This window comes from Bacteroides sp. An19 (assembly GCF_002160215.1).
GTDB lineage: Bacteria > Bacteroidota > Bacteroidia > Bacteroidales > Bacteroidaceae > Phocaeicola > Phocaeicola intestinalis.
On record NZ_NFKD01000017.1, the window covers coordinates 15,975 to 38,078 of the forward strand.

Annotated in this window: 11 protein-coding genes and 3 pseudogenes; 5 read left to right on the forward strand and 9 right to left on the reverse strand. The window is 41.5% G+C overall.

Going from position 1 to position 22,104, the window contains the following annotated elements; translation table 11 throughout:
- The first annotated feature begins 27 nt into the window (after window positions 1–27).
- The gene (locus tag B5F25_RS08715; protein ID WP_087210603.1) at window positions 28–2,037 is read left to right on the forward strand and encodes a cytochrome c biogenesis protein CcdA; all 2,010 of its coding nucleotides are present in this window, start codon (window positions 28–30) and stop codon (window positions 2,035–2,037) included.
- Window positions 2,038–2,105: 68 nt separating this feature from the next.
- On the opposite strand, the gene B5F25_RS08720 is transcribed toward B5F25_RS08715, so the two are convergent.
- From B5F25_RS08720 to B5F25_RS08730, 3 genes are all read right to left on the reverse strand, one after another.
- Window positions 2,106–2,753, reverse strand: a complete 648-nt coding sequence (locus B5F25_RS08720) for a DUF1847 domain-containing protein (protein WP_087248972.1) — start codon at window positions 2,751–2,753, stop codon at window positions 2,106–2,108.
- Between the two features lie 94 nt (window positions 2,754–2,847).
- Window positions 2,848–5,430 carry a glycosyl hydrolase 115 family protein gene (locus B5F25_RS08725; RefSeq protein WP_087248974.1) on the reverse strand — a complete coding sequence of 861 codons (2,583 nt, stop codon included), beginning with the start codon at window positions 5,428–5,430 and terminating at the stop codon, window positions 2,848–2,850.
- Between the two features lie 66 nt (window positions 5,431–5,496).
- Window positions 5,497–6,036, reverse strand: a complete 540-nt coding sequence (locus B5F25_RS08730) for an alpha-L-fucosidase (RefSeq protein ID WP_255376618.1) — start codon at window positions 6,034–6,036, stop codon at window positions 5,497–5,499.
- 229 nt (window positions 6,037–6,265) lie between these two features.
- On the opposite strand from B5F25_RS08730, the gene B5F25_RS22450 reads away from it, so the two are divergent.
- Both B5F25_RS22450 and B5F25_RS22455 read left to right on the forward strand, forming a co-directional pair.
- Window positions 6,266–6,661 (forward strand): hypothetical protein, encoded by a 396-nt coding sequence (locus tag B5F25_RS22450; protein WP_241148382.1) that lies wholly within the window; start codon window positions 6,266–6,268, stop codon window positions 6,659–6,661.
- Between the two features lie 17 nt (window positions 6,662–6,678).
- On the forward strand, window positions 6,679–7,071 hold the full coding sequence (locus B5F25_RS22455) for a transposase (protein ID WP_343206227.1): 393 nt from the start codon (window positions 6,679–6,681) through the stop codon (window positions 7,069–7,071).
- Window positions 7,072–7,362: 291 nt separating this feature from the next.
- Here the strand turns inward: B5F25_RS22455 and B5F25_RS08740 are convergent, their stop codons facing one another.
- The 4 genes and pseudogenes from B5F25_RS08740 to B5F25_RS08755 form a co-directional block, all read right to left on the reverse strand.
- Window positions 7,363–9,774: a sugar-binding domain-containing protein gene (locus B5F25_RS08740; protein WP_164496638.1), complete on the reverse strand. Its 2,412-nt coding sequence runs from the start codon at window positions 9,772–9,774 to the stop codon at window positions 7,363–7,365.
- A 179-nt stretch (window positions 9,775–9,953) separates the two neighbouring features.
- On the reverse strand, window positions 9,954–12,299 hold the full coding sequence (locus B5F25_RS08745; RefSeq protein WP_087248981.1) for a TIM-barrel domain-containing protein: 2,346 nt from the start codon (window positions 12,297–12,299) through the stop codon (window positions 9,954–9,956).
- 237 nt (window positions 12,300–12,536) lie between these two features.
- Window positions 12,537–13,265, reverse strand: a pseudogene (locus B5F25_RS08750) (carboxypeptidase-like regulatory domain-containing protein); the annotation flags it as partial.
- Window positions 13,266–13,630: 365 nt separating this feature from the next.
- Window positions 13,631–17,659: a two-component regulator propeller domain-containing protein gene (locus B5F25_RS08755; RefSeq protein ID WP_087249011.1), complete on the reverse strand. Its 4,029-nt coding sequence runs from the start codon at window positions 17,657–17,659 to the stop codon at window positions 13,631–13,633.
- A 72-nt stretch (window positions 17,660–17,731) separates the two neighbouring features.
- Between B5F25_RS08755 and B5F25_RS08760 the strand changes: the two are divergent.
- Together B5F25_RS08760 and B5F25_RS22730 are read left to right on the forward strand one after the other, a co-directional pair.
- A pseudogene (locus tag B5F25_RS08760) lies at window positions 17,732–18,469 on the forward strand (IS982 family transposase); the annotation flags it as partial.
- A gap of 570 nt (window positions 18,470–19,039) precedes the next feature.
- Window positions 19,040–19,528, forward strand: a complete 489-nt coding sequence (locus B5F25_RS22730) for a transposase (protein ID WP_343206228.1) — start codon at window positions 19,040–19,042, stop codon at window positions 19,526–19,528.
- Here the strand turns inward: B5F25_RS22730 and B5F25_RS08770 are convergent.
- Window positions 19,512–19,706, reverse strand: a pseudogene (locus B5F25_RS08770) (sigma factor); the annotation flags it as partial. The gene B5F25_RS22730 and the pseudogene B5F25_RS08770 overlap by 17 nt on opposite strands.
- A gap of 113 nt (window positions 19,707–19,819) precedes the next feature.
- Window positions 19,820–21,970 carry a M3 family metallopeptidase gene (locus B5F25_RS08775; protein ID WP_140406896.1) on the reverse strand — a complete coding sequence of 717 codons (2,151 nt, stop codon included), beginning with the start codon at window positions 21,968–21,970 and terminating at the stop codon, window positions 19,820–19,822.
- Window positions 21,971–22,104 lie beyond the last annotated feature (134 nt).

A 22,104-nucleotide genomic window follows, 5' to 3' on the forward strand; every position in this document is an offset into this window, starting at 1 on the left:
CCTAACTAAAAATAAACCAAACGAACAATGAAAAAAAGAATGACACTCAGTTGGCTGTTTGCCCTTTTGTGCTGTTTGCCGATATTTGCCCAAATGCAAGACCCGGTACAGTTCAAAGCTGAATGGAAAAATCTTTCGGCCACAGAAGCCGAAATTGTCTTTACAGGTACAATCGATGCCGGCTGGCATGTATATTCTACCAACCTTGAAGAAGGAGGACCCACTTCTGCGACATTTAATGTAGACGAAATAGTTGGAGCAGAACTGGTGGGCAAACTCATTCCTGGTAATGGAGAAATAGAGCAGATTGACCCGATATTCAACATGCAAGTGCGTTATTTTGAAGGAACGGCAAAGTTTACTCAAAAGGTGAGACTTACAGGAGGTGACTATACTGTAAAAGGTTACTTGGAATACGGAGCCTGCAACGATGAAAACTGCCTGCCTCCTACCGCTGTTGACTTCTCATACAGTGGAAAACTTGATGCACCTTCGGCAAACGCACCGGTAAAGAGCGACGTGGTACCTGTCTCGTCTGCTCCTGCCGATACAACTTCAGTAGCATCAGCCGATGTTCCAGCTCCTTCTGCACAGCTGAAAGGAACGACAGACTACTGGAAGCCGGTTATTAAGGAATTATCCGAGTTCGGCGAGACCCAGCAACAGGATACGCATTCGTGGGTATACATCTTCTTCGCCGGATTCATCGGCGGGCTGCTCGCCTTGTTCACTCCCTGTGTATGGCCTATCATTCCGATGACGGTCAGCTTCTTCCTGAAACGCTCGAAAGACAAGAAAAAAGGCATCCGCGATGCGTGGACATACGGTGCGTCTATTGTAGTAATTTACGTGGCATTAGGACTTGCCATTACATTGATATTCGGCGCAAGTGCACTGAATGCCTTATCGACCAATGCCATCTTCAATATTTTCTTCTTCCTGATGCTGGTGGTATTTGCCGCTTCGTTCTTCGGCGCGTTCGAAATCACCTTGCCTTCGAAGTGGAGCAATGCGGTTGACAGCAAAGCAGAATCTACAACAGGTTTGCTTAGCATTTTCCTGATGGCATTTACCTTGTCGCTGGTATCCTTCTCTTGCACCGGACCGATTATCGGTTTCCTGTTGGTAGAGGTATCTACTACGGGCAGTATTATCGCCCCGGCATTGGGCATGTTGGGCTTTGCCATAGCGCTTGCCTTGCCGTTTACACTCTTTGCGATGTTCCCCTCGTGGCTCAAGTCAATGCCGAAGTCGGGAGGCTGGATGAACGTTATCAAGGTAGTCTTGGGCTTCCTCGAACTGGCTTTTGCCCTCAAGTTCCTTTCGGTGGCAGACTTGGCATACGGTTGGCGCCTGCTGGACCGCGAGACTTTCCTTGCCCTGTGGATTGTCATCTTCGGACTGCTGGGCATGTACCTGTTGGGTAAAATCAAGTTCCCGCACGATGATGATAGCAACAAAGTAGGTGTAGGTCGTTTTTTCCTTGCGCTTATATCTCTCGCCTTTGCTGTCTATATGATACCAGGACTATGGGGAGCACCCTTAAAAGCTGTAAGTGCCTTTGCACCTCCCATGCAGACGCAAGACTTCAATCTTTACAAGAATGAAGTACACGCCAAATTCATGGATTTCGATGCCGGCATGGAATATGCACGCCAACAAGGCAAACCGGTAATGATAGACTTCACGGGATACGGATGTGTGAACTGCCGTAAGATGGAACTTGCAGTATGGACAGACCCGCAAGTAAGTAAGCTTCTTACCGAAGATTACGTGCTGATTACACTCTATGTAGACGAAAAGACCAAGTTGCCCGAACCTATCAAGGTAATGGAAAACGGCAAGGAACGCACGCTTCGTACTGTAGGTGATAAGTGGAGTTACCTGCAACGGTCTAAGTTTGGTGCCAATGCCCAGCCATTCTATGTCTTGTTAGACAATGAAGGCAATCCGCTCAACAAGTCGTATTCGTACGACGAGGATGTAGCAAAATACATTGATTTCCTTCAGACAGGACTGAAGAACTACAAGAAATAAAAACAGACGCCTGTTGTTTGATGTAGGTTTCATCAACAACAGGCGTCTTCTTATCAGGACACCATGCCTCATTTATCCAGACCAAACTTTTTCCTGTAATAGGATTGTGCAGTATAAAGTGCCGCAACAGGATTATTTCCAGTCACCCGGTCTTTGGTTACAAGCGTAGTGACATACGCATCCGAATATTTGTAAAACAAGCTGTCATGACCTACACAAAGACCGATGACTACATTCAAGTCGGTTTGTGCCCGATTAAGCAACCTTGCCTGCAGAATAGGATTACACATCGCACTGCCAATGCGTTCGCATTCTTCCGGTATACCCACCGAAGTTTTTGCCTTTCCTGCCACCTTACAAATAACCGAATAAGGTTCGAAACCATTAACACGCAATATACGCGCAAAAATGCGTGCCTCGTTAATCAATCCTATGCAGTTGGCAATACCTATCTTGTGTGCTCCTATCTTCCGGGCAAACTCCATAATCTCCTGCACTCGTGTCCACTGGCAATAACCTTCGTATTCCACCTCAGCACTTGCCACCATAATGTCATGATTCCTCCCTTCTTCATACTTTTTCATTGCCCAGGCATCATCTTCTGTGTCCAGACTGGTTGTCAGGCAAAAATCGGGATATGTACGGTCTTTATACTTACAATTCTGTGTACCACAATCCACACAACTCCAATCGTGCCTGTTTTCTTCCTCACTCATAACTTTCGAAAAAATGTTTTGTTACACAACAATAATGCTTTTTACTTACTTAGGTTAATCAGAAGTTAAAGATGATCTCCGATTTTCTATTCTCTTATTTGCTTTTCAATAAACGAATATCCGGCCCGACGTATGTTTCCTTCAGTCCGCCCCAGTCTACAATGATACGCTGTATCATCACACCGGGGTCACCACAACTTAAAGTCAAAATGTGTGATTTACGCCTAGGGTCTATCGGGAAAGAAAACGTAGCTTTTACTCCATTTTGTAACACATTGTCTTTCCAAGATTTAGAGTATTCTTTAGGTATGTTATTCGTCACTTGCACCGGATGTCCGTCTACTGACACACCAAAGCGTGTCCCTCTACCTTTATATATAGGGAATACCGGCAACGAATAAACATGTACGGTTACCGAATCGGCATCTATCTGTGGCAATGCATACTCAATCTGAGGAGCCGAAGGAGAAGTGGGATCGGCCAAAGCTTCTGTCGCCTCTCCTAACTGAATGATGTTCCAGTCGTAACCCAATCCTTTTACCAAACGCAACGTATGACCGGAAGCCGACTTGACCTGATAGCGTGTCAAGTCTACCAGCGTACAACGCTCCAACACATCTTGTTCAAGACGGAGAGACAAGTCCACAGGCATTTCCCCTTTTCCTTTCGTATAAGTTACTTCCGGCATATGCTGATACTTAGCCACCCATCCCGGTGCCAGCGTCATCATGTAGTTCCATTTCCCATCCAATTGCGTATTATACCGGTGGTTCAACGAAGCGATGCTGTCGTATGCCAATTGCGATTGGCTTGCCGCCCAATTAGCTTGCTCAACCTTGCCTTCGGCAAGCAATTCACGATTTAATTGCGCCATCAAGAACTTTCGGTTCATCTGATATGAAGCCAAAGCCTGATAACCTATCAGTTCGAAGAATGCCGGACGAGAAGCCTCCGGAAGCTCATGATACAAATGCAACGCTTCGTCCGACAAACGTTGGTAATCGTCCAAGCGACGGAGCGCGTCATTATAATTTTGGAACGAATAGTCGGTAGAAGCCAATTCTGTGTATTCCGGCTCATCCCATTCACGTTCCCATCCCATGAATTCCGGCTTACGGCTCCATGCCAACCGATAATATTCATCCAGCATCCGCTGGAAACGAGGCTTGTACTCCTCTCCGAACAACTTCGCCATAAACGCCGACTGGTGTTCATTGATGGAATGGATATCATATTTGTCTATATCCCATGCCATATCGAAAAACGTCTTGATAGCAAGCTCCGCCGGCTTGATGTCGCCTACGTTCAGCAGCCAGTAACGGTCGGCACCCGTATCGTAAGCCTTCTTCAATTCTTCGTACATCAACACAGGAGGAGTGGTGCATACCCAAAGATAATCGTGCGGAGCACCCAGATAAGAAGTATGGTAATAAACGCCTGCCCTTCCGCTACGTTGTTGCTCTTGCGGATTACTCAAGCGTTTCATATAACCGTAATTATCGTCTACCCATACCAAAGTCACGTCATCGGGTACCTTCAAACCACGTTCGTAAATGTCCAGCACTTCTTTATAAGGAACGAACTGTTGCGGAATGGAGTCAATCGGATGCGGAATATATCTCGACAAAATGTTCCGTTGATCTGCCAACACTTCTTCTATCAAACTTACCTCACGTTCCTTAGGCACTCCCACCAATCCGGCATCGTGAATGCCTCGCATGGCAAGGGTATAGAAATTCTCATAAGGAGCATTCTCCGAGATACGTTTATCAAGTACCTTATTGATGCCGTCTTTATTGGTTACATAATTCCATTCACCCATTGTTTTCTCGTCCCATTCTGTCACATTGTTGAAAAGCAAGGGTTCGCAATGCGAAGAAGTCATGACAATGGCAAAACAGTCTGCCACCAATTTGTTTTCAGGATATTTGTTAAATGATCCCGAACTGGGATGCATGGCTGGAGCCAGCATATTTCCTTTCATACGAAGAATCAGTTCACAGACTTTCGCATACGTTTTCGGACCGATGTCTCCTAGTTCCTTTTCGAATGTCTTCGAAGCCCACGGTGTAATACCCCACCCTTCATCGTTGATAAAGAAGCCCCGGTATTTAACACTAGGAGCCTTAGAAACATAATCTGTTTTTTGAAGATATAAAGCATTCTTTTTCTTAACCGGCACATCCGCCCACCAATAAAGAGGAGATACACCGATGGCTTCTGATAAAGCAAACGTCCCGTATGCCGTTCCGCGACGGTCGCATCCGGCAATTATCAAAGCCCGTTTTATGCCTTTAGCGGGATTCTCAACGGTCTTAATAAGATATTGCTCCCAACCATTTTGGATACCAGTCACATCTATCTGATTATCACCTGCCAATTTGTCGATAAAAGAGTTATGGTTCAATGTACCAATAACAACGATATTTTGCCCTTCACCCGGATTTCCGACCTGGACATGCCCCTTTGTACCGGTTACCCGCCCAATGTCTTCCGCGAATAAAGAAGCCGCCTTTTTTACCACCTCAAAATCTTCAGGACTTACAAAAATATCACAAGACGCTCCACCTGCACATAAAGGGAAGTCCACCGATGATTTAGGTTTATCGTTTATTTTCGGCTGGGCGAAAACGGATAATCCACAGAATAGAAATAAGATAACGAATAGATGTTTCATACTATTTACTGATTTTAATACGAATATATGAATTAATTAAGTTTGAAACCGAATTTAATCCTCTCTTTAAGAATTTTTTAATGAAACTTCTAATACGTAAATAGGATAAGAATCAACCAATTCCCCCATACGAATCATCAAACCATCTTCACCCAATTTCCAATTCACATCCTGCCTTTCCGACAAACATTTCACCATTTCTATTTTGTCCTGTTTTGTAAAAGCTCTCAATTTAAAGACTGTATCTTGTACATGGCGCACAATGACATATACTTTATTCCCTTTGCTCGTATAGCGCACGTCTGGAATCCGTTGCTGAGGAAACCCATTGAAAACAGCATCGTCAAATTCTGCTTTTATCTCTTCATCAGGTTGGTTAGGATTCATTTTTTCTTCGTAAATACGCCAAGGCCTCGTCCCATAAATAGCTTCGCCATTCATTTGCATCCAAGTGTGCAACTCTTTTATAATCGGAAATGTCTGCTTAGGGAAAGCTCCCTGACCATTAGGAGCCACATTTAATAACATATTTCCCCCTTTGCTGACTATATCCGTTAAATAACGTATAATCATATCTGGTTTTTTATATAAGGTATCATAACTAATACTTCGTTAAATTAATATCTAATCCTTTGATAGCAAATAAGTTAATTAATAAAGTTTAGCAGAATAAAATAGGTCAAGTGGCTGAAATTCAGTACCTTTAATGGTATCTAACCACACATTAAAGCAATGAACAGAACAGCACTTGACCAATATGAGGAACTCGTAACCGATGCTTTGAAAAGTTGTTCAGCAAAGTTACGCAGACAGCTCGGAACAACGCTTCCGGCAGTTGTTCGAACGTGAGTTTGACTGGATACAGTTCAATCTCTTCCTTATGCGGCAGCGGTTTGGAGAAAGCGTTAGAAAAGCCATTGCCATAGACGCGAGCTACATTTCAAAGTCGGGAAAGAAGACTCCTTATATCGGCAAGTTCTGGTCGGGATGCGCTTCTCAGGTGAAACGGGGACTGGAAATTCTCGGCATCGGCATTATCGACATTGACAGTCGGGACTGCATGATGCCACCTTGTGGTATGCGCATGACGGTGTCCGCACAGGCAAGCGGGGACGGCCGCGTATCAAAGGCGAGAAGATTGTTTTTGAGAAACTCGACCTTCAGCGTTGCGAGATTCTCGACATTGAAGGAGGAAAGGCTTACTCAGTCAAAGCCTATTCAAAGGCAATGAAACGCAACATCAAAGTCGTGGTTCATTATCCGGGATCAGGAGGACATAAAATTTATTTCTCCACCGATCTTGACATGTCGGCCAAAGACATCATCGAATACTACCGTACACGGTTCCAGATTGAGTTTTGCTTTCGGGATTCCAAGCAGTTTACCGGACTCAATGACTGTCAGGCAAGAGACTTGAAGAAACTCGACTTCGCTTTCAATGCTTCACTGACTTCGGTAAACATCGCAAAGGTCATGCGGAAACGATACTATCCCTCGCTTTCCATCGGACTGCTAAAGGCCTATCTGAGTAATACTTATATACTCAAAAGAATTTTTAGCAAGTCCGGTCTGAAACCGAACAGAACTTTTAATACTAAACTTATCAAAGAACTCTTTGGCTTTGTGGCAGAAGCCGCTTAGCCGATATGTTGATTTTTTAACGGACTATTATTGAAATAAATATGAACTTATTTTTTAATTGCAAATACCCATTTGAACTATATTCTTTCTGAAACTGGTTACTATAAAACGCTTGTGTCGGTTTTAAAAAAAGAACGATACCTAAGTTTGTAGCATTATCAATCCATAGCTTTAAGAACTTTTCTAATTTTTATCCTTAATCCGCGTCTCGCATATCTCTACAAATAGCTTTATTATATATAGAATGTCTCAAATACCTTCCAATATGTTCCCTCAGTTAAAAGGCTATTCTTATTTACATCTTATTTCCAACTGAGTTCCCTTCAATCCCTGCGAACTTACAGCAATAATAGCCTTGCCCTTTTTTAACTGACTCCTCACAACAGCCAAAGCTTTCCCTTTCCAAGCTTTATGTTTCGAATCGGATGTGGTATCAAGTTCCTTGATATCAGCATTACCAACAGCAAGCAATGTACCTCTTCCTTTTAGAGAAAAAGTCAACAGATTTGTTGCATCAGGACAAACTATACCATCTTTATCTACAACTTCTGCTGTAATGAAAGACAAATCTTGCCCATCTGAATTGATAGTTGAACGATCAGCCTTTAAACGTATTGCATATGGTTCTCCTGCTGTTTTCAATTCATTATGATAACCATTTAATTCAGACAAGACATCTCCCTCATTGTTTATAGCTTCAGCAAGAATTGTTCCTGGTTCATATATAACTTTAAATACAGCCTTAAATTCTTCTTGACGGGTTGTCGGCTTTTCGCCGACAACTTTCCCATTCAATGTTAAGCGTACACGTGGGGCACGGGAATAAACTTCAACCTCTATTTCTTTCCCTTCATGCCCTGGCCAAGTCCAACTTTCAAAAGTAGGCCATACACTCCACATAGTTTCCTTTATATTTCCATAATATCCATTAGGTTCTTTAACCGCCATATAAATAGGTCGATTGTAATTCCATAACCGTTCCCGATAATAAGAGATTGGCTTTCTTTGTCCTATCATATCAATATCACCACAATAAGCAGCATTCCATGGAAAGTGGTCACCGAAAAAATGTTCACCTGCATTTTCGCCTTCATAATACCACCGTCCTATACTGGATTCACCCAAATAATCGACAGAAGTCCAAACAAAATCTCCGATAATATATGGATTGTCATTTACATAACTCCAACTTTGAAATGCATCTCTTGGATATGATTCGGTTTGTATCATAATTCGTTCAGGTACGCGGATATGATCACCTTCATGTTTGTACATCATATAATTATAACCTACAATATCAAAAGCTTCAGCCAATGGATCATATATTTCCCAATCACTATCCCATGCACAAAGAGCAGATGTTACAGGACGGGTAGGATCCAGTTCTCGACAAAGTCCTACTAATTTTCTTGCCGTCGTAATAATCTGAATCTCTTTTCGTTCTATCACCTCATTCCCAACACTCCAACAAAATATACTCGGGTGGTTTCTATCCCGTAATACAAGAGCTGAAAGATCATCTTTCCAATATTTATCAATCAATGTTGAGTAATCATGTGGTTTCTTTGCTACACGCCAACCATCAAAAGCCTCATCGATTACAAGAAGTCCGATACTGTCACATGCATGTAAAAATACTTCAGAAGGATGATTATGACTGGTACGTACAGCATTAAATCCAGCCTCTTTCATAAGCTGTACTTTTCGAATTTCAGCACGGTCGAAAGCAGCAGCTCCTAATGGACCATTATCATGATGAATGCATCCACCATTCAACAATAAAGAGTTTCCATTCAGTTTGAATCCTTCTTCTGCCGAATAGCTGATAGTACGTATTCCGAAGGATTCAAGAATACTGTCTATTTCTCTATTATTTTCAGCAACAGACAAGCGTGCACTATAAAGTGAAGGAGAGTCAGGACTCCAACATTGAGGCTTTTGCACTGGAAGCAACTGATTAATCTTCAATGTCTCCCCAGGTTTTATTACAATTCCTTTTGTTGTTCTACCTATTTCATCTCCCAGAGGACCATATAAGATTGTAGTAAGAGAAAGCTCTCTTTCATTGTCATAACTATTTATAATTTCTGTGGAAATCGCAACATCAGCTTTGTCTTCCGAAACATTAGGGGTAGTAATAAAGGTCCCCCATTGTTTAAAATATATCGGATTTGTTGATGTCAACCATACATGACGATAAATACCAGAACCTGTATACCATCTACAGTTTGGCTGATAAGAGTTGTCTACATTTACAACAATTACATTCTCTCCTTGCTTTATCAATGACGTTATATCATGGTAGAAAGGGGAATAGCCATAATGATGTGTTCCTAGCGAGCTTCCGTTAACAAAGACTTCTGCATTCATATAGACACCTTCAAAATAAAGGCCGAAGACTTTTCCGATTTCCTCCTTATTGATTTGAAATGTTTTCCTATAACATCCTTTTCCATTGGGACGATAACCTCCATCTCCACCAGAAGGTTCATCTTTACTTGGTATGCCCTCGATACTCCAATCATGTGGCAAATCCACGATTCTCCATTTACCATCATCAAAATCCGGTTTGACACTTCCCACCGGCGCTTCACCCTTTAAGAAACGCCATCCAAAGTCCAAAAGTTCCTTTCTATCACGAGATACTCCATTCATGCAAAATGACCAGAGAGCAATAAATATAAACAACAAGTTCTTATACATAATTAAATATCCTTTATGATTACTCATGCTAATTCATGTTGTTTTGAAACCTGTTCAAAACAACATGAAGCAAGAAAAAAAATAATAAATGAATATATCAATATCTAATATTCAACCAACTGCAATAATTTAATATTTAAAATTTAAAGAGGGAACCGAACGTCCCAAATAAATATTATTTATCTGACTGTTGTAGCTTTACCTGTATAACGTATTTCTTTCACGGCATCACTTCCTGCTATTTTCACTATAAATGTACGTGACTTAAGCATTCCCGGGAACGAGCCATTACGCTTTCCGATGGTAAGCGACTTGGATCTGTCATTCCAATGCAGATTGATGGTTGAATACATCCCTTTCTCATAATTATAGTTGTTACATTCATCTTCATACAATGTGAAGTCTGCATCAGCACCCGGATATACTACAATCTCGATGTTATCAAAGTTGTTTTCATTGGCATACTGAACTGCAGGGCCTAAGGTCAGGATACTTCCAGCCTTGACATACAACGGAGAATGCGAGATTGGGGCAGAAGCATTTACAGTCGTACCGCCTGAATATTTTTCATTAGTCCAATAATCATACCATTGGACACCTTTAGGAAGATAGACCTCATAAGTTCTATCCTCTTCCCAATTTACCTTAAGGTCATATATTTCAGGCGACTTTACAATTTCCTCTTCTGTATAGAGCGGATGCAACACCGGACAGACGAGTATATTATGACCGAACATGAACTGTTTGTTATTATTCCAGGTCGATTTGTCATCCTTGAAGTCCATGAACAAAGCACGCATGAAGGAATCATTATATTGGGACACCTGCCATGCTTGGCTGTAGATATAAGGCAAGAAACGGTAACGCAACTTCACAGCATCAACCATAGCCTCATAAACAGGTTCACCCGGCTTGCCATACAGATAGATTTCACGCTGCGCGTCTGTGCCATGACTTCGCATCATAGGCATGAAAGCACCACACTGCATCCAGCGTACATATAATTCCTTGAACTGCGGGTTGTCTTTTGCCGAGTTCCAACCGTTGATATTGTAGCAACCGGCAAGGAAGCCACCAATATCAGAATGTACATTCGGATTGGCAGTCAATGTAAAGTTCAGACATCCCGGAATCTGTTTACGGAAACTGTCCCAGGTTGAGGTAATGTCACCACTCCAAGTATTGGCGCCGGTTCTCTGTTGCCCCGCAAAATAAGATCTTGTAAAGATAAAGACACGTTTAGTTGTATCTATTTCTCTCTGATGGTTATATACCCCTTCTACAGACATCAAAGGATAGATATTACGCACGGAACGCAATGATCCCATAGCAGTAGGAACATCAAGGTCCGAATCATCATAATTATAAAAATCCGGTTCAGTAGAATCCATCCACCAGCCGTCAATGTTCAGACGATGCAGTCTTGAAAGATTACGCCAATAAATGTCCCTTGCCTCTTCACTATATGCATCATAACATCTGGAACCACTTGGATAATCGTCACGTGGCGGCCACCCGTCTAATCCGCTTGGAGGGAAAGTCTCAAAATCAAGCAAATGATTCTTTTCCTGAAATTCTCTGAAACCTTTGGTACCGATACCGAAAGACGACCAGAATGATATACTGAGATGAGCATTCTGATTATGGATTCTATCCATCATTTCCTGAGGATTCGGATAGCCACTTGCCAGAAACTCCATTGCATTCCACAAATAACTATGTCCCCAATATTGCCAGTCCTGCACGATTCCATCAAACGGAATCTTTAATTCCCTATATTTATCCACCACTTCGAGTAATTCAGCCTGTGAACTATATCGTTCTCTACTTTGATGGAAACCATAGGTCCACAACGGAGCCATTGGCACTTTACCCGAAAGATGTCTCATCTCTGCAATCACACCATCAGCATCACCACCATACATGAAAAAATAATTGATTGCATCACCTACCTGTGACTCCAAAGTCAGCTCGCCGGCAACCCCTTCAACAGGAGAATTCAAGTAAGTTACAGAATAATTATCCCAATAAACACCATAACCTTTTATGCTCTGAAAGAAATTTGAATAATCTTCTGTATTTCCTTGTTCCATACGCCTATTTTCACCACGATGACTCATTTTGCCGTTCTGAAGTATACCGAATCCATATATACCTTCATCAGCATCAACCATAAAACCTTGCTTGATTTTATATGACCATTTATCCAGTCCTCTTACTATTGGAGAAAATGAATAAGAACCTTCTCTCATAATCAGATTCCCTTTATTATCCAAGAAAGAGATTCCATTTTTACCGACAATTACCGTAAGTTCACTTGAACGATAGATAGTAGCCGTATCATTGGAAGTTACATTCACCTTTACCTTTTCAGGCTCGGCTGTAACCACAAGAGACTTCTTGTTAAACACCGTCCCATTCTCTTTTACTACTTGAACCGTTCTTGGCGTGTAAAATCGAATTTTCTGCGCTAATGAATATTGCCCTATAATTAACGTAAGGCATAATAATAGTACTTTTTTCATATCACATATTTTTATGAATAATAATATTTTATAGTCTTGAATACTCTTCTAAAAAATAGGAATATTAAATACAAAACCTTGAATACAAAAATACATGCATTCACTCTTCAGCTTCCTTAATTAAGTTGCAAATCCATCTTGAAATGTTGCACAATACAGTTTGAATGTTACATATAATATTGAATAAGACAAAACGTTGTCTTTATGTCAAATCATTTGATTATAGATATAGTCATTGATTGTTGCCTTACCTTCAGAACCACGTTTGGTTGTAATCAAGATAACACCATTCGCGCCCTTTACACCATATACAGCAGTTGCCGATGCATCCTTCAATACAGAGATAGAGGCTACCGAGTTGATATCAATACCAGCCATTGGACGTTCAATACCATCCACCAATATCAACGGAGCTGTATTGTTCCACGAGCTCATACCACGAACCAAAATCTGTGGGTCTTCCTCACCCGGCATACCTGTACTTGCGGTTGTTACCACACCGGGCAAATTACCGGTCAATGCAGAACCTAAGTCCGAAACTCCTCCGGAACGTTCCAGCACCTTACTTGTAGTTTGAGTAATAGCCCCGACGACACTGGCCTTCTTCTGTTGCCCATAACCGACTACTACAAATTCGTCCAGTTCCTGGGAATCATCTTCCAAAGTAATCCGCATGTTACTCCGTGAAACCTTGACTTCTCTTGTCTTCATCCCGACAAAAGAGATGACAAGAATCGACTTCTCATTAGGGACCGTCAATTGAAAGTTTCCGTCAAAATCGGATATTGTACCAATCGATTTATTGCCCTTTACGACAATGGAAGCACCTATGATACCTTCACCATCATCATCAAGCACAATACCTCTTACTGTCATCCCTTGTTGGGCCGAAGCTGTAAGACAGCATAACAGCATCCAGAACAGTAAGGAAGGAATTTTCTGAATTTTCCGTTTTACATTTTTCATATAACTAATTATAAGATTAATATTGAAACATTGTTTAACATCTTCTACAAACACGATTGTCAAGCATAGAAAAAAAATCTTTCAACACAAAATTAGAAATGTAGAATCAGAACACAGAATTATTACATGTCGCATCCATCTATAAATGTTTCATTTTATCTTTTTACGTTTCAAAAGGCTTTTGAAATGTCTCAAACCCATATTTCATATCAAGAAGTTTGGGAATGACATCAAACTTCTACCAGGAAAACACATCAATAATACTCTGCCAGAAAGTGCTTATTATGAATGTTATCGCTTTGATTTAGAGAAAGTCAGCCCTCCTTTGTCTCTAATGGGAAGGAGGGCTGATACTGAGATTAGTTTTATTTATTTTCCTGCAGATGTTGTTCCATATATTCAGAAGGGGTAACCCCATATAATTCTTTAAAGAGAGTCGAGAAATTATTAGGATTAGAGAATCCTGTCATCTGTGCAACCTCCGCAATGGAATGGCGCTTGTCGGCTAAAAGTTGTGCCGCTTGCTTCAATCGGATATTACGGATAAATTGTCTGGTCGGCTGGTTGGTAAGTTCTTTTAGCTTCCGGTGCAGATGGGAACGGCTGATACCGACCTCATTTACAATCACGTCTACAGTCAGTTCCGGATTGCTCAGATTGTCATTTATCACTTTCATTATTCGTTCCATAAGTTTTTCATCGGGCGATTTTGCCTCTAACTTGTCCAATTTATCATCCTGTCCTTGCCGGCCGGTAAAGATATTCTGCATCTTCTGGTGTTTGAGAATCAGATTTTCCACCGTTTTATGTAAGATAGCAATATTAAATGGCTTGGTTATATATGCATCAGCACCGATATCCAACCCTTCTATAGTACTCTCATCCGTAGTCTTGGCAGTCAACAGAATGACAGGAAGATAATTCAGATTTACATTTTGCTTAATCTTTTCGCATAATGTAAAACCATCCATCTCTGGCATCATGACATCACTTATTATCAAATTCGGAATTTCCTTCAAGATACCCGACCAGGCCTCTTTCCCGTTATTGTATTCTGTTATATGATATGCCACAGAAAGTTCGTCCTTTATATATTTCCGGATTTCATCATCATCCTCAACGATACACACTTTCCATTTTCTTCTAACATGAAGATTCTTTTCCGGATCCGGATTTTCCAACAATGGTACTTCCATATCCGTAGCAGGCGAAATTATCGTCTCTCCTTTTTCTATTTCTCCACAAATTTCATCCTGGCTCAGATGGGAATCACCCAAAGGTATCTCGATAGTAAATGTGGTACCATTCAATCCATTGACATTCCTTCCGACAGAAATTTCACCATGATGCAGTTTTACTAATGATTGCGCCAAATGAAGACCGATACCCGTACCAGCCGTACTTAAATTATTATGAACCTGATAAAATCTTTCGAATATATGTTCATATTCCTTTTCGTCAATACCAATACCTGTATCTGTTATCTGGATTTTGGCATATTGTGCTACCGAAACAGCCCCCTCCTGCTGCCCGGCAATAAACAAATCAATATCGATACTTCCCTCCTTCGTAAATTTAAAGGCATTGGATAATATATTTATTATAATCTTGTCAAAATAAGCCGGGTCTACCCATAAGTCCAGATTCTCACATCCATGTGTATTAAAATTCAAGGCTATATTCTTGACTGAAGCCTGTATACTGAATGACTCACAAATCTGACGTATATAATGGACAATATCAATCTTTTGAAAAGTCAGTTTCATTTGGTTCTTTTCAATTTTTCGAACATCCATTAACTGATTGACCAATAACAGAAGGCGCTGGGTATTCCGATAAATTGTTTTATAGATTTTCTGCCTTGACTCATCTTTATCCGTCTTCATCAGGCCCAATAACGGACTAACCACCAACGATAATGGAGTACGGATTTCATGTGCAATATTAATAAAGAACTGAAGCTTGGCATTATTTATCTCTACAGCATGGAGATGCTCAATTCTCTCTTTCTTATAATGCAGATGACGTTTAAATCTATATATACCAACTCCTATAATAATTAGAGCAAGCACGAAATAAGAAATCTTAGCCCATACCGTTGCCCACCAGGGGGAAGATATATGAATCGTACATTCCCTCACATCCGATTCCATCATTCCGTCCTTCACCTTAATGCGAAAAGTATATTCACCAGGAGTTAAATTACTAAAAGACACCCGATTAATCCCATGCGGAAGATTAATCCAATCCCCATTATTAAAAGAATACACATAAACCAAACGTTCCGGTTTATTCAATTCTACCGTTGAAAACTCCAAACTGAATGTATTATCTTTATATGACAAATAGAAATCTGTAGCCTCAAATATAGATCTGTCAATTATCTCTTTACCCCCTGAGCGTATACCTGTCCTCACAGTCTTGTCGAATACATAAAAATCAGAAATCCGGACATTCCATTTTTTGTTGGGGCTGAAGATTTCTCCCGGCTTGAAATAAGTCAAACCATTCATTCCCCCAAAATAAATTATTCCATCAGAATCTTTATATGAAGAGTTTTTATAGAACTCATTCCCTTGCAACCCGTCACTTACATAATAATTAACAAATTGTTTGTCATGCAGATGAAAGCAAGAAACTCCAGAATTTGTACTTATCCACAACCTGTTATTATCATCACATTGAATTGCATAAATAACATCACTTGGCAAGCCATCCTTAACAGTATAACTTTCTACCTTTTCATGCTTCACATCAAAGGAATATATACCTTCAGATGTCCCGGTCCAAATGATACCATTCTTGTCTTCACATATAGAATGCACAGCATTCGTACTTATAATTTTTTTACTGAAGAAAATACCAGAATCCAAATCTACACAATCAAGGCCTCCATAAGACCCAACAAACAATTTATTTTTAGACGATGAATAATGCAAGCAATTAATCCATGCGATAACTTTTCCACTCATCTCACTGAAAAGCTTCAATTGCCCCGAATTCAAATCATAACAATACAAACCATCAGTCGCACCTATCCAAAGACGTCCTTCCTTATCTTCAGCAAAGGCGAAAACGGCAGGAATAGGATTTCCATCATTACTTTTCAATTGTCCAAACAAGATACATCTACCTGTTCTCTTATCAATTTTACCTACTCCCTTTGTATAGGAACCAAACCACAAATTTGATTTTGAATCTTCAAATAAACTAAGAATGGCCCCAGAAAGCGTCTTCTGATTTCCTGTCATGGAGTAATGCAAACTATGATTTTTATCTTTTGATATACGATAAATACCATCATTGTCACTTCCAACCCACAGAAATCCGTCCCGATCCTTTAATATAGAAGTAATGCAACAATCTCCAATGATATTTTTATAAATTGATTTAAGGCCTAGATATTTGAAATTATTCGTATTTACAGGTTGGTACAAAATACCCTTTTGATATAAACCAATCCATAGGCTTCCATCTTTATCCGTCCACATTGTATGCACTTTTGATTTATTCAGATTCAAGTAATAAAACTCTATCGAATAATCAACTATTGTATTTTTTTTCTTGTCATAAACTTTAATTCCTTGTCCGTCCGTCCCTATATATATCTCATTAGGACTTTTCTCCATCAAAAACTTTACAGGAAGCGCTTCACTATTATATGAAATATGTTCAAAATCATCCAGCTGTACATTATATCTGTATAGACCTTGCCCCAAACTACCCACAAAAAGATTTCCATCATTATCCTTACACAGGCACAAAGCATGCAATTTATGAATGTTTTTCAGATATAAAGTTACCTCATTTTCTGGTGTTATCCTATAAACTCCAACACCACCGACTGCTATCCAAATATTTCCTTCTTTATCTTCAACATACTGATCGGGAAAGTGATTGTCCGGTATCGGCAAATCAAGGAAATCCACAACCAGTTCATCATCCTTTACAATAAGTTTACCGGGTGTAGGGGAAGCAATCCATATTTCTCCATTTTTTCGTTCCATGACCGAACCGACAACATTTACAAATGTCTCATCTACGACAGTTCTAGCCGGAAGGGAAAAATCATCAGTCAAAGGATTGTACTTCTGGATACCGGAAAACGTACAGATAATCAAATCCCCATTACTGGTTTCAAAAATATTCTTCACATAGTTGTTCATCAAAGAATGGGGGTTATCAATATCATGTTTATATATTGTGAACTTAACTCCGTCATAACGATTGAGGCCATATTCTGTAGCAACCCATATTACACCATCCTTGTCCTGATAGATTTGATTTATCAAGCTACTTGAAAGCTCTTTATCGGTAGTGTAAAATTTATACGATTGACCATATCCCAAAAGGGAATAAAAGACAATCAACGAGAAAATCCATATATTTTTCATGTCAGTCATTTATTTAAGGCATACACAAAGCTAATATAAACCTATTGGCGGAATTAATTTGGTTTGAGAATTATGTTTAAAAAGTTGCGCATATTGTTGATATTTAGTAAATTAAATGTAACCAAACTTTTAATAGACAAATATCGTATGCACAACTTATATGCAATATTCGCAAAATTACTGAACATATGCAAGCAAATTGCCGGCAATTTAGTCAATGAATCTGGGAATGTGCCAAGACGAGGAGTCGTCCCTAGATTCTCAGACCTTGAAGTAGTGGCTTTGAACATGGCATCAGAGGCTGTTGGTATTGACAGTGAGTCGCTGTTGTTTGCAAAGCTACAGGAATATAGGGTTGAAATACCCAACCTTATTTCCCGCCGACAATACAATGACAGGCGTAAAATAACGTCCTCCCTATGTAATGCAATCCGAGAAAGAATGGTTTCTGAAATGGATGGTGGTGAAGACTATTTCTGTATTGATTCGAAGCCGATAGAAGTATGTCGTATTGCCCGTTCCAAACGTTGCAGTATGGGAAAGAAGGATTTTAGTAAAGCACCTGGGGTAGGCTACTGCGCATCACAAAGCATGTATTACTATGGGCATAAACTCCATGCAGTCTGTGGGTTAAGTGGTGTCATCCATTCCTTTGACCTCACTAAGGCAAGTGTGCATGACATTCATTACCTGAAGGATGTGAAAGTGGATTATAGTAATTGTACAGTCATAGGGGACAGAGGATATATAAGTACCCAAGTGCAATTGGACCTGTTTGAAACGGCCAATATCAGATTGGAGGTACCATATAATACTTCGTTAAATTGATATCTAATCCGTTGATAACAAACAAGTTAATTAATAAAGTTTAGCAGAACAAAATAGGTCAAGTGGCTGATTTTCATTACCTTTAATGGTATCCAACCACACATTAAAGCAATAAACAAAACAGTACTTGACCAATATGAGGAACTCGTAACCGATGCTTTGAAAAGTTGTTCAGCAAAGTTACGCAAAAGTTTTAAAACGGCATTCATCCAACTCATGATTTTGTATATGGTACTGCCAAGAAAGATTAATTTCACCCAAATGGGCCGTTACTCGGACAACTCGGAACAACGCTTCCGGCAGTTGTTCGAACGTGAGTTTGACTGGATACAGTTCAATCTCTTCCTTATGTGGCAGCGGTTTGGAGAAAGCGTTAGAAAAGCCATTGCCATAGACGTGAGCTACATTTCAAAGTCGGGAAAGAAGACTCCTTATATCGGCAAGTTCTGGTCGGGATGTGCTTCTCAGGTGAAACGGGGAGTGGAAATTCTCGGCATCGGCATTATCGACATTGACAGTCGGGACTGCATGATGCCGCCTTGTGGTATGCACATGACGGTGTCCGCACAGGCAAGCGTGGACGGCCGCGTATCAAAGGCGGGAAGATTGATTTTTGAGAAACTCGACCTTCAGCGTTGCGAGATTCGCGACATTGAAGGAGGAAGGGCTTACTCAGTCAAGGCATATTCAAAGGCAATGAAACGCAACATCAAAGTCGTGGTCCATTATCCCGAATCGGGAGGACACAAAATCTATTTCTCCACCGACCTTGACATGTCGGCCAGAGACATCATCGAATACTACCGTACACGATTCCAGATCGAGTTTTGCTTTCGGGATTCCAAGCAGTTCACCGGACTCAACGATTGTCAGGCAAGGGACTTGAGGAAACTTGATTTCGCTTTCAATGCTTCACTGGCATCGGTAAACATCGCAAAGGTCATGCGCCAACGATACTATCCCTCGATTTCCATCGGACTGCTAAAGGCCTATCTGAGTAATATTTACATGCGCAAAAGAATGTCTTATTTTTCAGAATAGTCAGCAAAAGAGGTGCCACCTGCTCGGCAGACTCTACCTTTGTTTTCTCCCACAAAGCTATCAGCGCTTCCGAAGCAATATCTTCTGCCACCGCCTCATCGTGGACATACGACTTGGCAAAGCTAAACGCTTTCTTATAATAGGAGGTATAGATAAACGAAAATGATAGGTCCGGCATGTCGGAGATAATTAAGAGTGAATAATTAATAATGAACAATGAATAGTTAATAACGGTGGATGTCTCTGATTGCCGTTATTAACTATTCACTTTTAATTGTTAATTAACTATGTTTATTCCTTATCTTGTTTCAAAGGCGCAGGAGTATCCAAGCCACGCTTCTCGAGCAACCACTTGATATCGGGACCTTTTCCGCGGAAATTGACGTACATATCCATCGCGTCATCAATGCCGCCCGGCGTGAGGACATACTTGCGGAACTTACTTGCCACTTCGGGGTCGAACAGGTTTCCGCTCTCTACGTATGCTCCGAACGCATCACAGTCGAGCACTTCCGCCCAGATGTAGCTATAATATCCGGCGGTATAGCCTCCGCCCATGGTATGCGCGAAATACGTAGTGCGGTAACGCGACGGTATCTGCTTCAGCAAACCACGGTCGCCCAAGGTCTTGGCTTCGAACTCCATCACGTCCATATCGGCAGGCACCGACTTCAGCGTGTGGAAATCCATATCCAGAAGCGATGCGGCAAGGTATTCCACCGTAGCGAAACCTTGTCCGTACTTGCTGCTCTTGTCGTATTTTTCTACCAGTTCGGTCGGCATGACCTCGCCTGTCTTGTAATGTTTCGCATATACCTGCAGCATTTCCGGCTCGAAGGTGAAATGCTCGTCGATTTGAGAAGGAAGCTCCACGAAATCGCGGGGCACACCGCTCACGCCTGTATAGTGCACATCGCAAAAGAGCGAATGCAGCCCGTGCCCGAACTCATGGAAAAGCGTAGTCGCTTCATCCGGGCTCAAAAGGGCAGGCTCACCTGCCGATGGCTTGGTGAAGTTGCATACAATCGTAACTACAGGCACCACCTTGTTGCCGTTCTCATCATACGACTGGGGACGGTATTCGCCGCACCATGCGCCTCCGCTCTTGCTGGCACGTGGGAAGAAATCGAAATAAAGGATGCCCAAGGGCTTTCCGTCCTTGTCGATACACTCAAACACTTGCGCTTCGGGGTGCGGTTTCGGCATGTATTCCAAGGGACGGAACGTAATGCCATACAAGCGTTTTGCCATATAGAAAGCACCGTCGCGCACGTTGTTCAGTTCCAAATACGGACGGATTTCGTTCTCGTCCATGTCGTATTTATGCTTTTTCGCTTTTTCGAAGTAATAACGCCAGTCCCAGCCTTCCGGCTCAAAATCGTTGCCCTCGCGCTTGATTTCCGCCTTGATATCAGCCAACTCTTCCTTCGCCTTGGCAAGAGCAGGTGTCCAAAGCTGGTTAAGCAAGTCGTACACGTTCTTTTCGTTCTTCGCCATACGGTCTTCCAACACCATCGAGGCATAGTCTTCATAGCCCATCAGCTTGGCTTTTTCCAGACGTGCCGTAATCAGGTCGCGCACCACTTGCTTGTTGTCGGCATCGTTCCCGTTATTTCCCCGATTGATATAAGCCTTATAAATACGCTCGCGCAACACACGGTTATCGGCATATTGCAAGAAAGGCATGATGCTGGGGTTATGCAAGGTAAACACCCATTTGCCTTCTTCACCCATGCCCTTAGCGGTCTCGGCGGCCTGTGCTATCAGGCTGGCTGGCAGCCCGCTCAAGTCTTTCTCGTCCGTAATGACCAGCTTGAAAGCGTTGGTTTCTTTCAGCATATTTTGCTCGAACGTAATCTGAAGCGTCGAAATCTTCTCGTTCAACGCCCGAAGCTTCTGCTGGTCGGCATCGCTCAGGTTGGCTCCGCTCCGTACAAAGCTTTTATACGTTTCCTCTAACAACTTAGCCTGTTCCTTATCGAGATTGAATTTCGCACGGTTCTCATATACTTCCTTCACCCGCTGAAACAAGCGTTTGTTCAGCGAAATATCATCGCTATGAGCCGAAAGCAACGGAGCCATTTCCTGCTCCAACGCCTGCATCTCGGCGTTCGTATTGCATCCGCTCTGCCCAAAGAACACATACGCCACCCGGTTCAGCATCGCTCCGCTCCGGTCGAGTGCCACAATGGTATTTTCGAAATCGGGCATCGAGCGCTGGTTTACTATGGCATCGATTTCCTGTTTCTGCTCTTCCATCCCTTTCAGGAACCCTTCACGGTAATCCGCAACCGTAATCTGTTCGAACGGCGGAACCCCGTAAGGCGTATTGAATTCGCTCAGGAACGGATTGACATGTCCCGTTGCATCTTGTCCGTAAACCGCCACGCCTGCAGCAAAGCATACGGCAAACATCAGTCTTTTACAAACATTTATCTTCATAATTCCTTTATTTTTCATTTCGCGCGCTAAATTACGGAATTTTTCAAGAAAAGGAAACCAAAATACGCTATCTTTGTGAAAACAATAGCCAAACCCAGCTGATTATGAATAGAATTAAACACGGAGACACAAAG

What these genes read in the sequence shown, in the direction of transcription:
- B5F25_RS08715 (WP_087210603.1), top strand. Translation starts at nt 28, where the DNA reads ATGAAAAAAAGAATGACACTCAGTTGGCTGTTTGCCCTTTTGTGCTGT.
- B5F25_RS08720 (WP_087248972.1), bottom strand. Translation starts at nt 2,753, where the DNA reads ATGAGTGAGGAAGAAAACAGGCACGATTGGAGTTGTGTGGATTGTGGT.
- B5F25_RS08725 (WP_087248974.1), bottom strand. Translation starts at nt 5,430, where the DNA reads ATGAAACATCTATTCGTTATCTTATTTCTATTCTGTGGATTATCCGTT.
- B5F25_RS08740 (WP_164496638.1), bottom strand. Translation starts at nt 9,774, where the DNA reads ATGTATAAGAACTTGTTGTTTATATTTATTGCTCTCTGGTCATTTTGC.
- B5F25_RS08745 (WP_087248981.1), bottom strand. Translation starts at nt 12,299, where the DNA reads ATGAAAAAAGTACTATTATTATGCCTTACGTTAATTATAGGGCAATAT.
- B5F25_RS08755 (WP_087249011.1), bottom strand. Translation starts at nt 17,659, where the DNA reads ATGAAAAATATATGGATTTTCTCGTTGATTGTCTTTTATTCCCTTTTG.
- B5F25_RS22730 (WP_343206228.1), top strand. Translation starts at nt 19,040, where the DNA reads ATGACGGTGTCCGCACAGGCAAGCGTGGACGGCCGCGTATCAAAGGCG.
- B5F25_RS08775 (WP_140406896.1), bottom strand. Translation starts at nt 21,970, where the DNA reads ATGAAGATAAATGTTTGTAAAAGACTGATGTTTGCCGTATGCTTTGCT.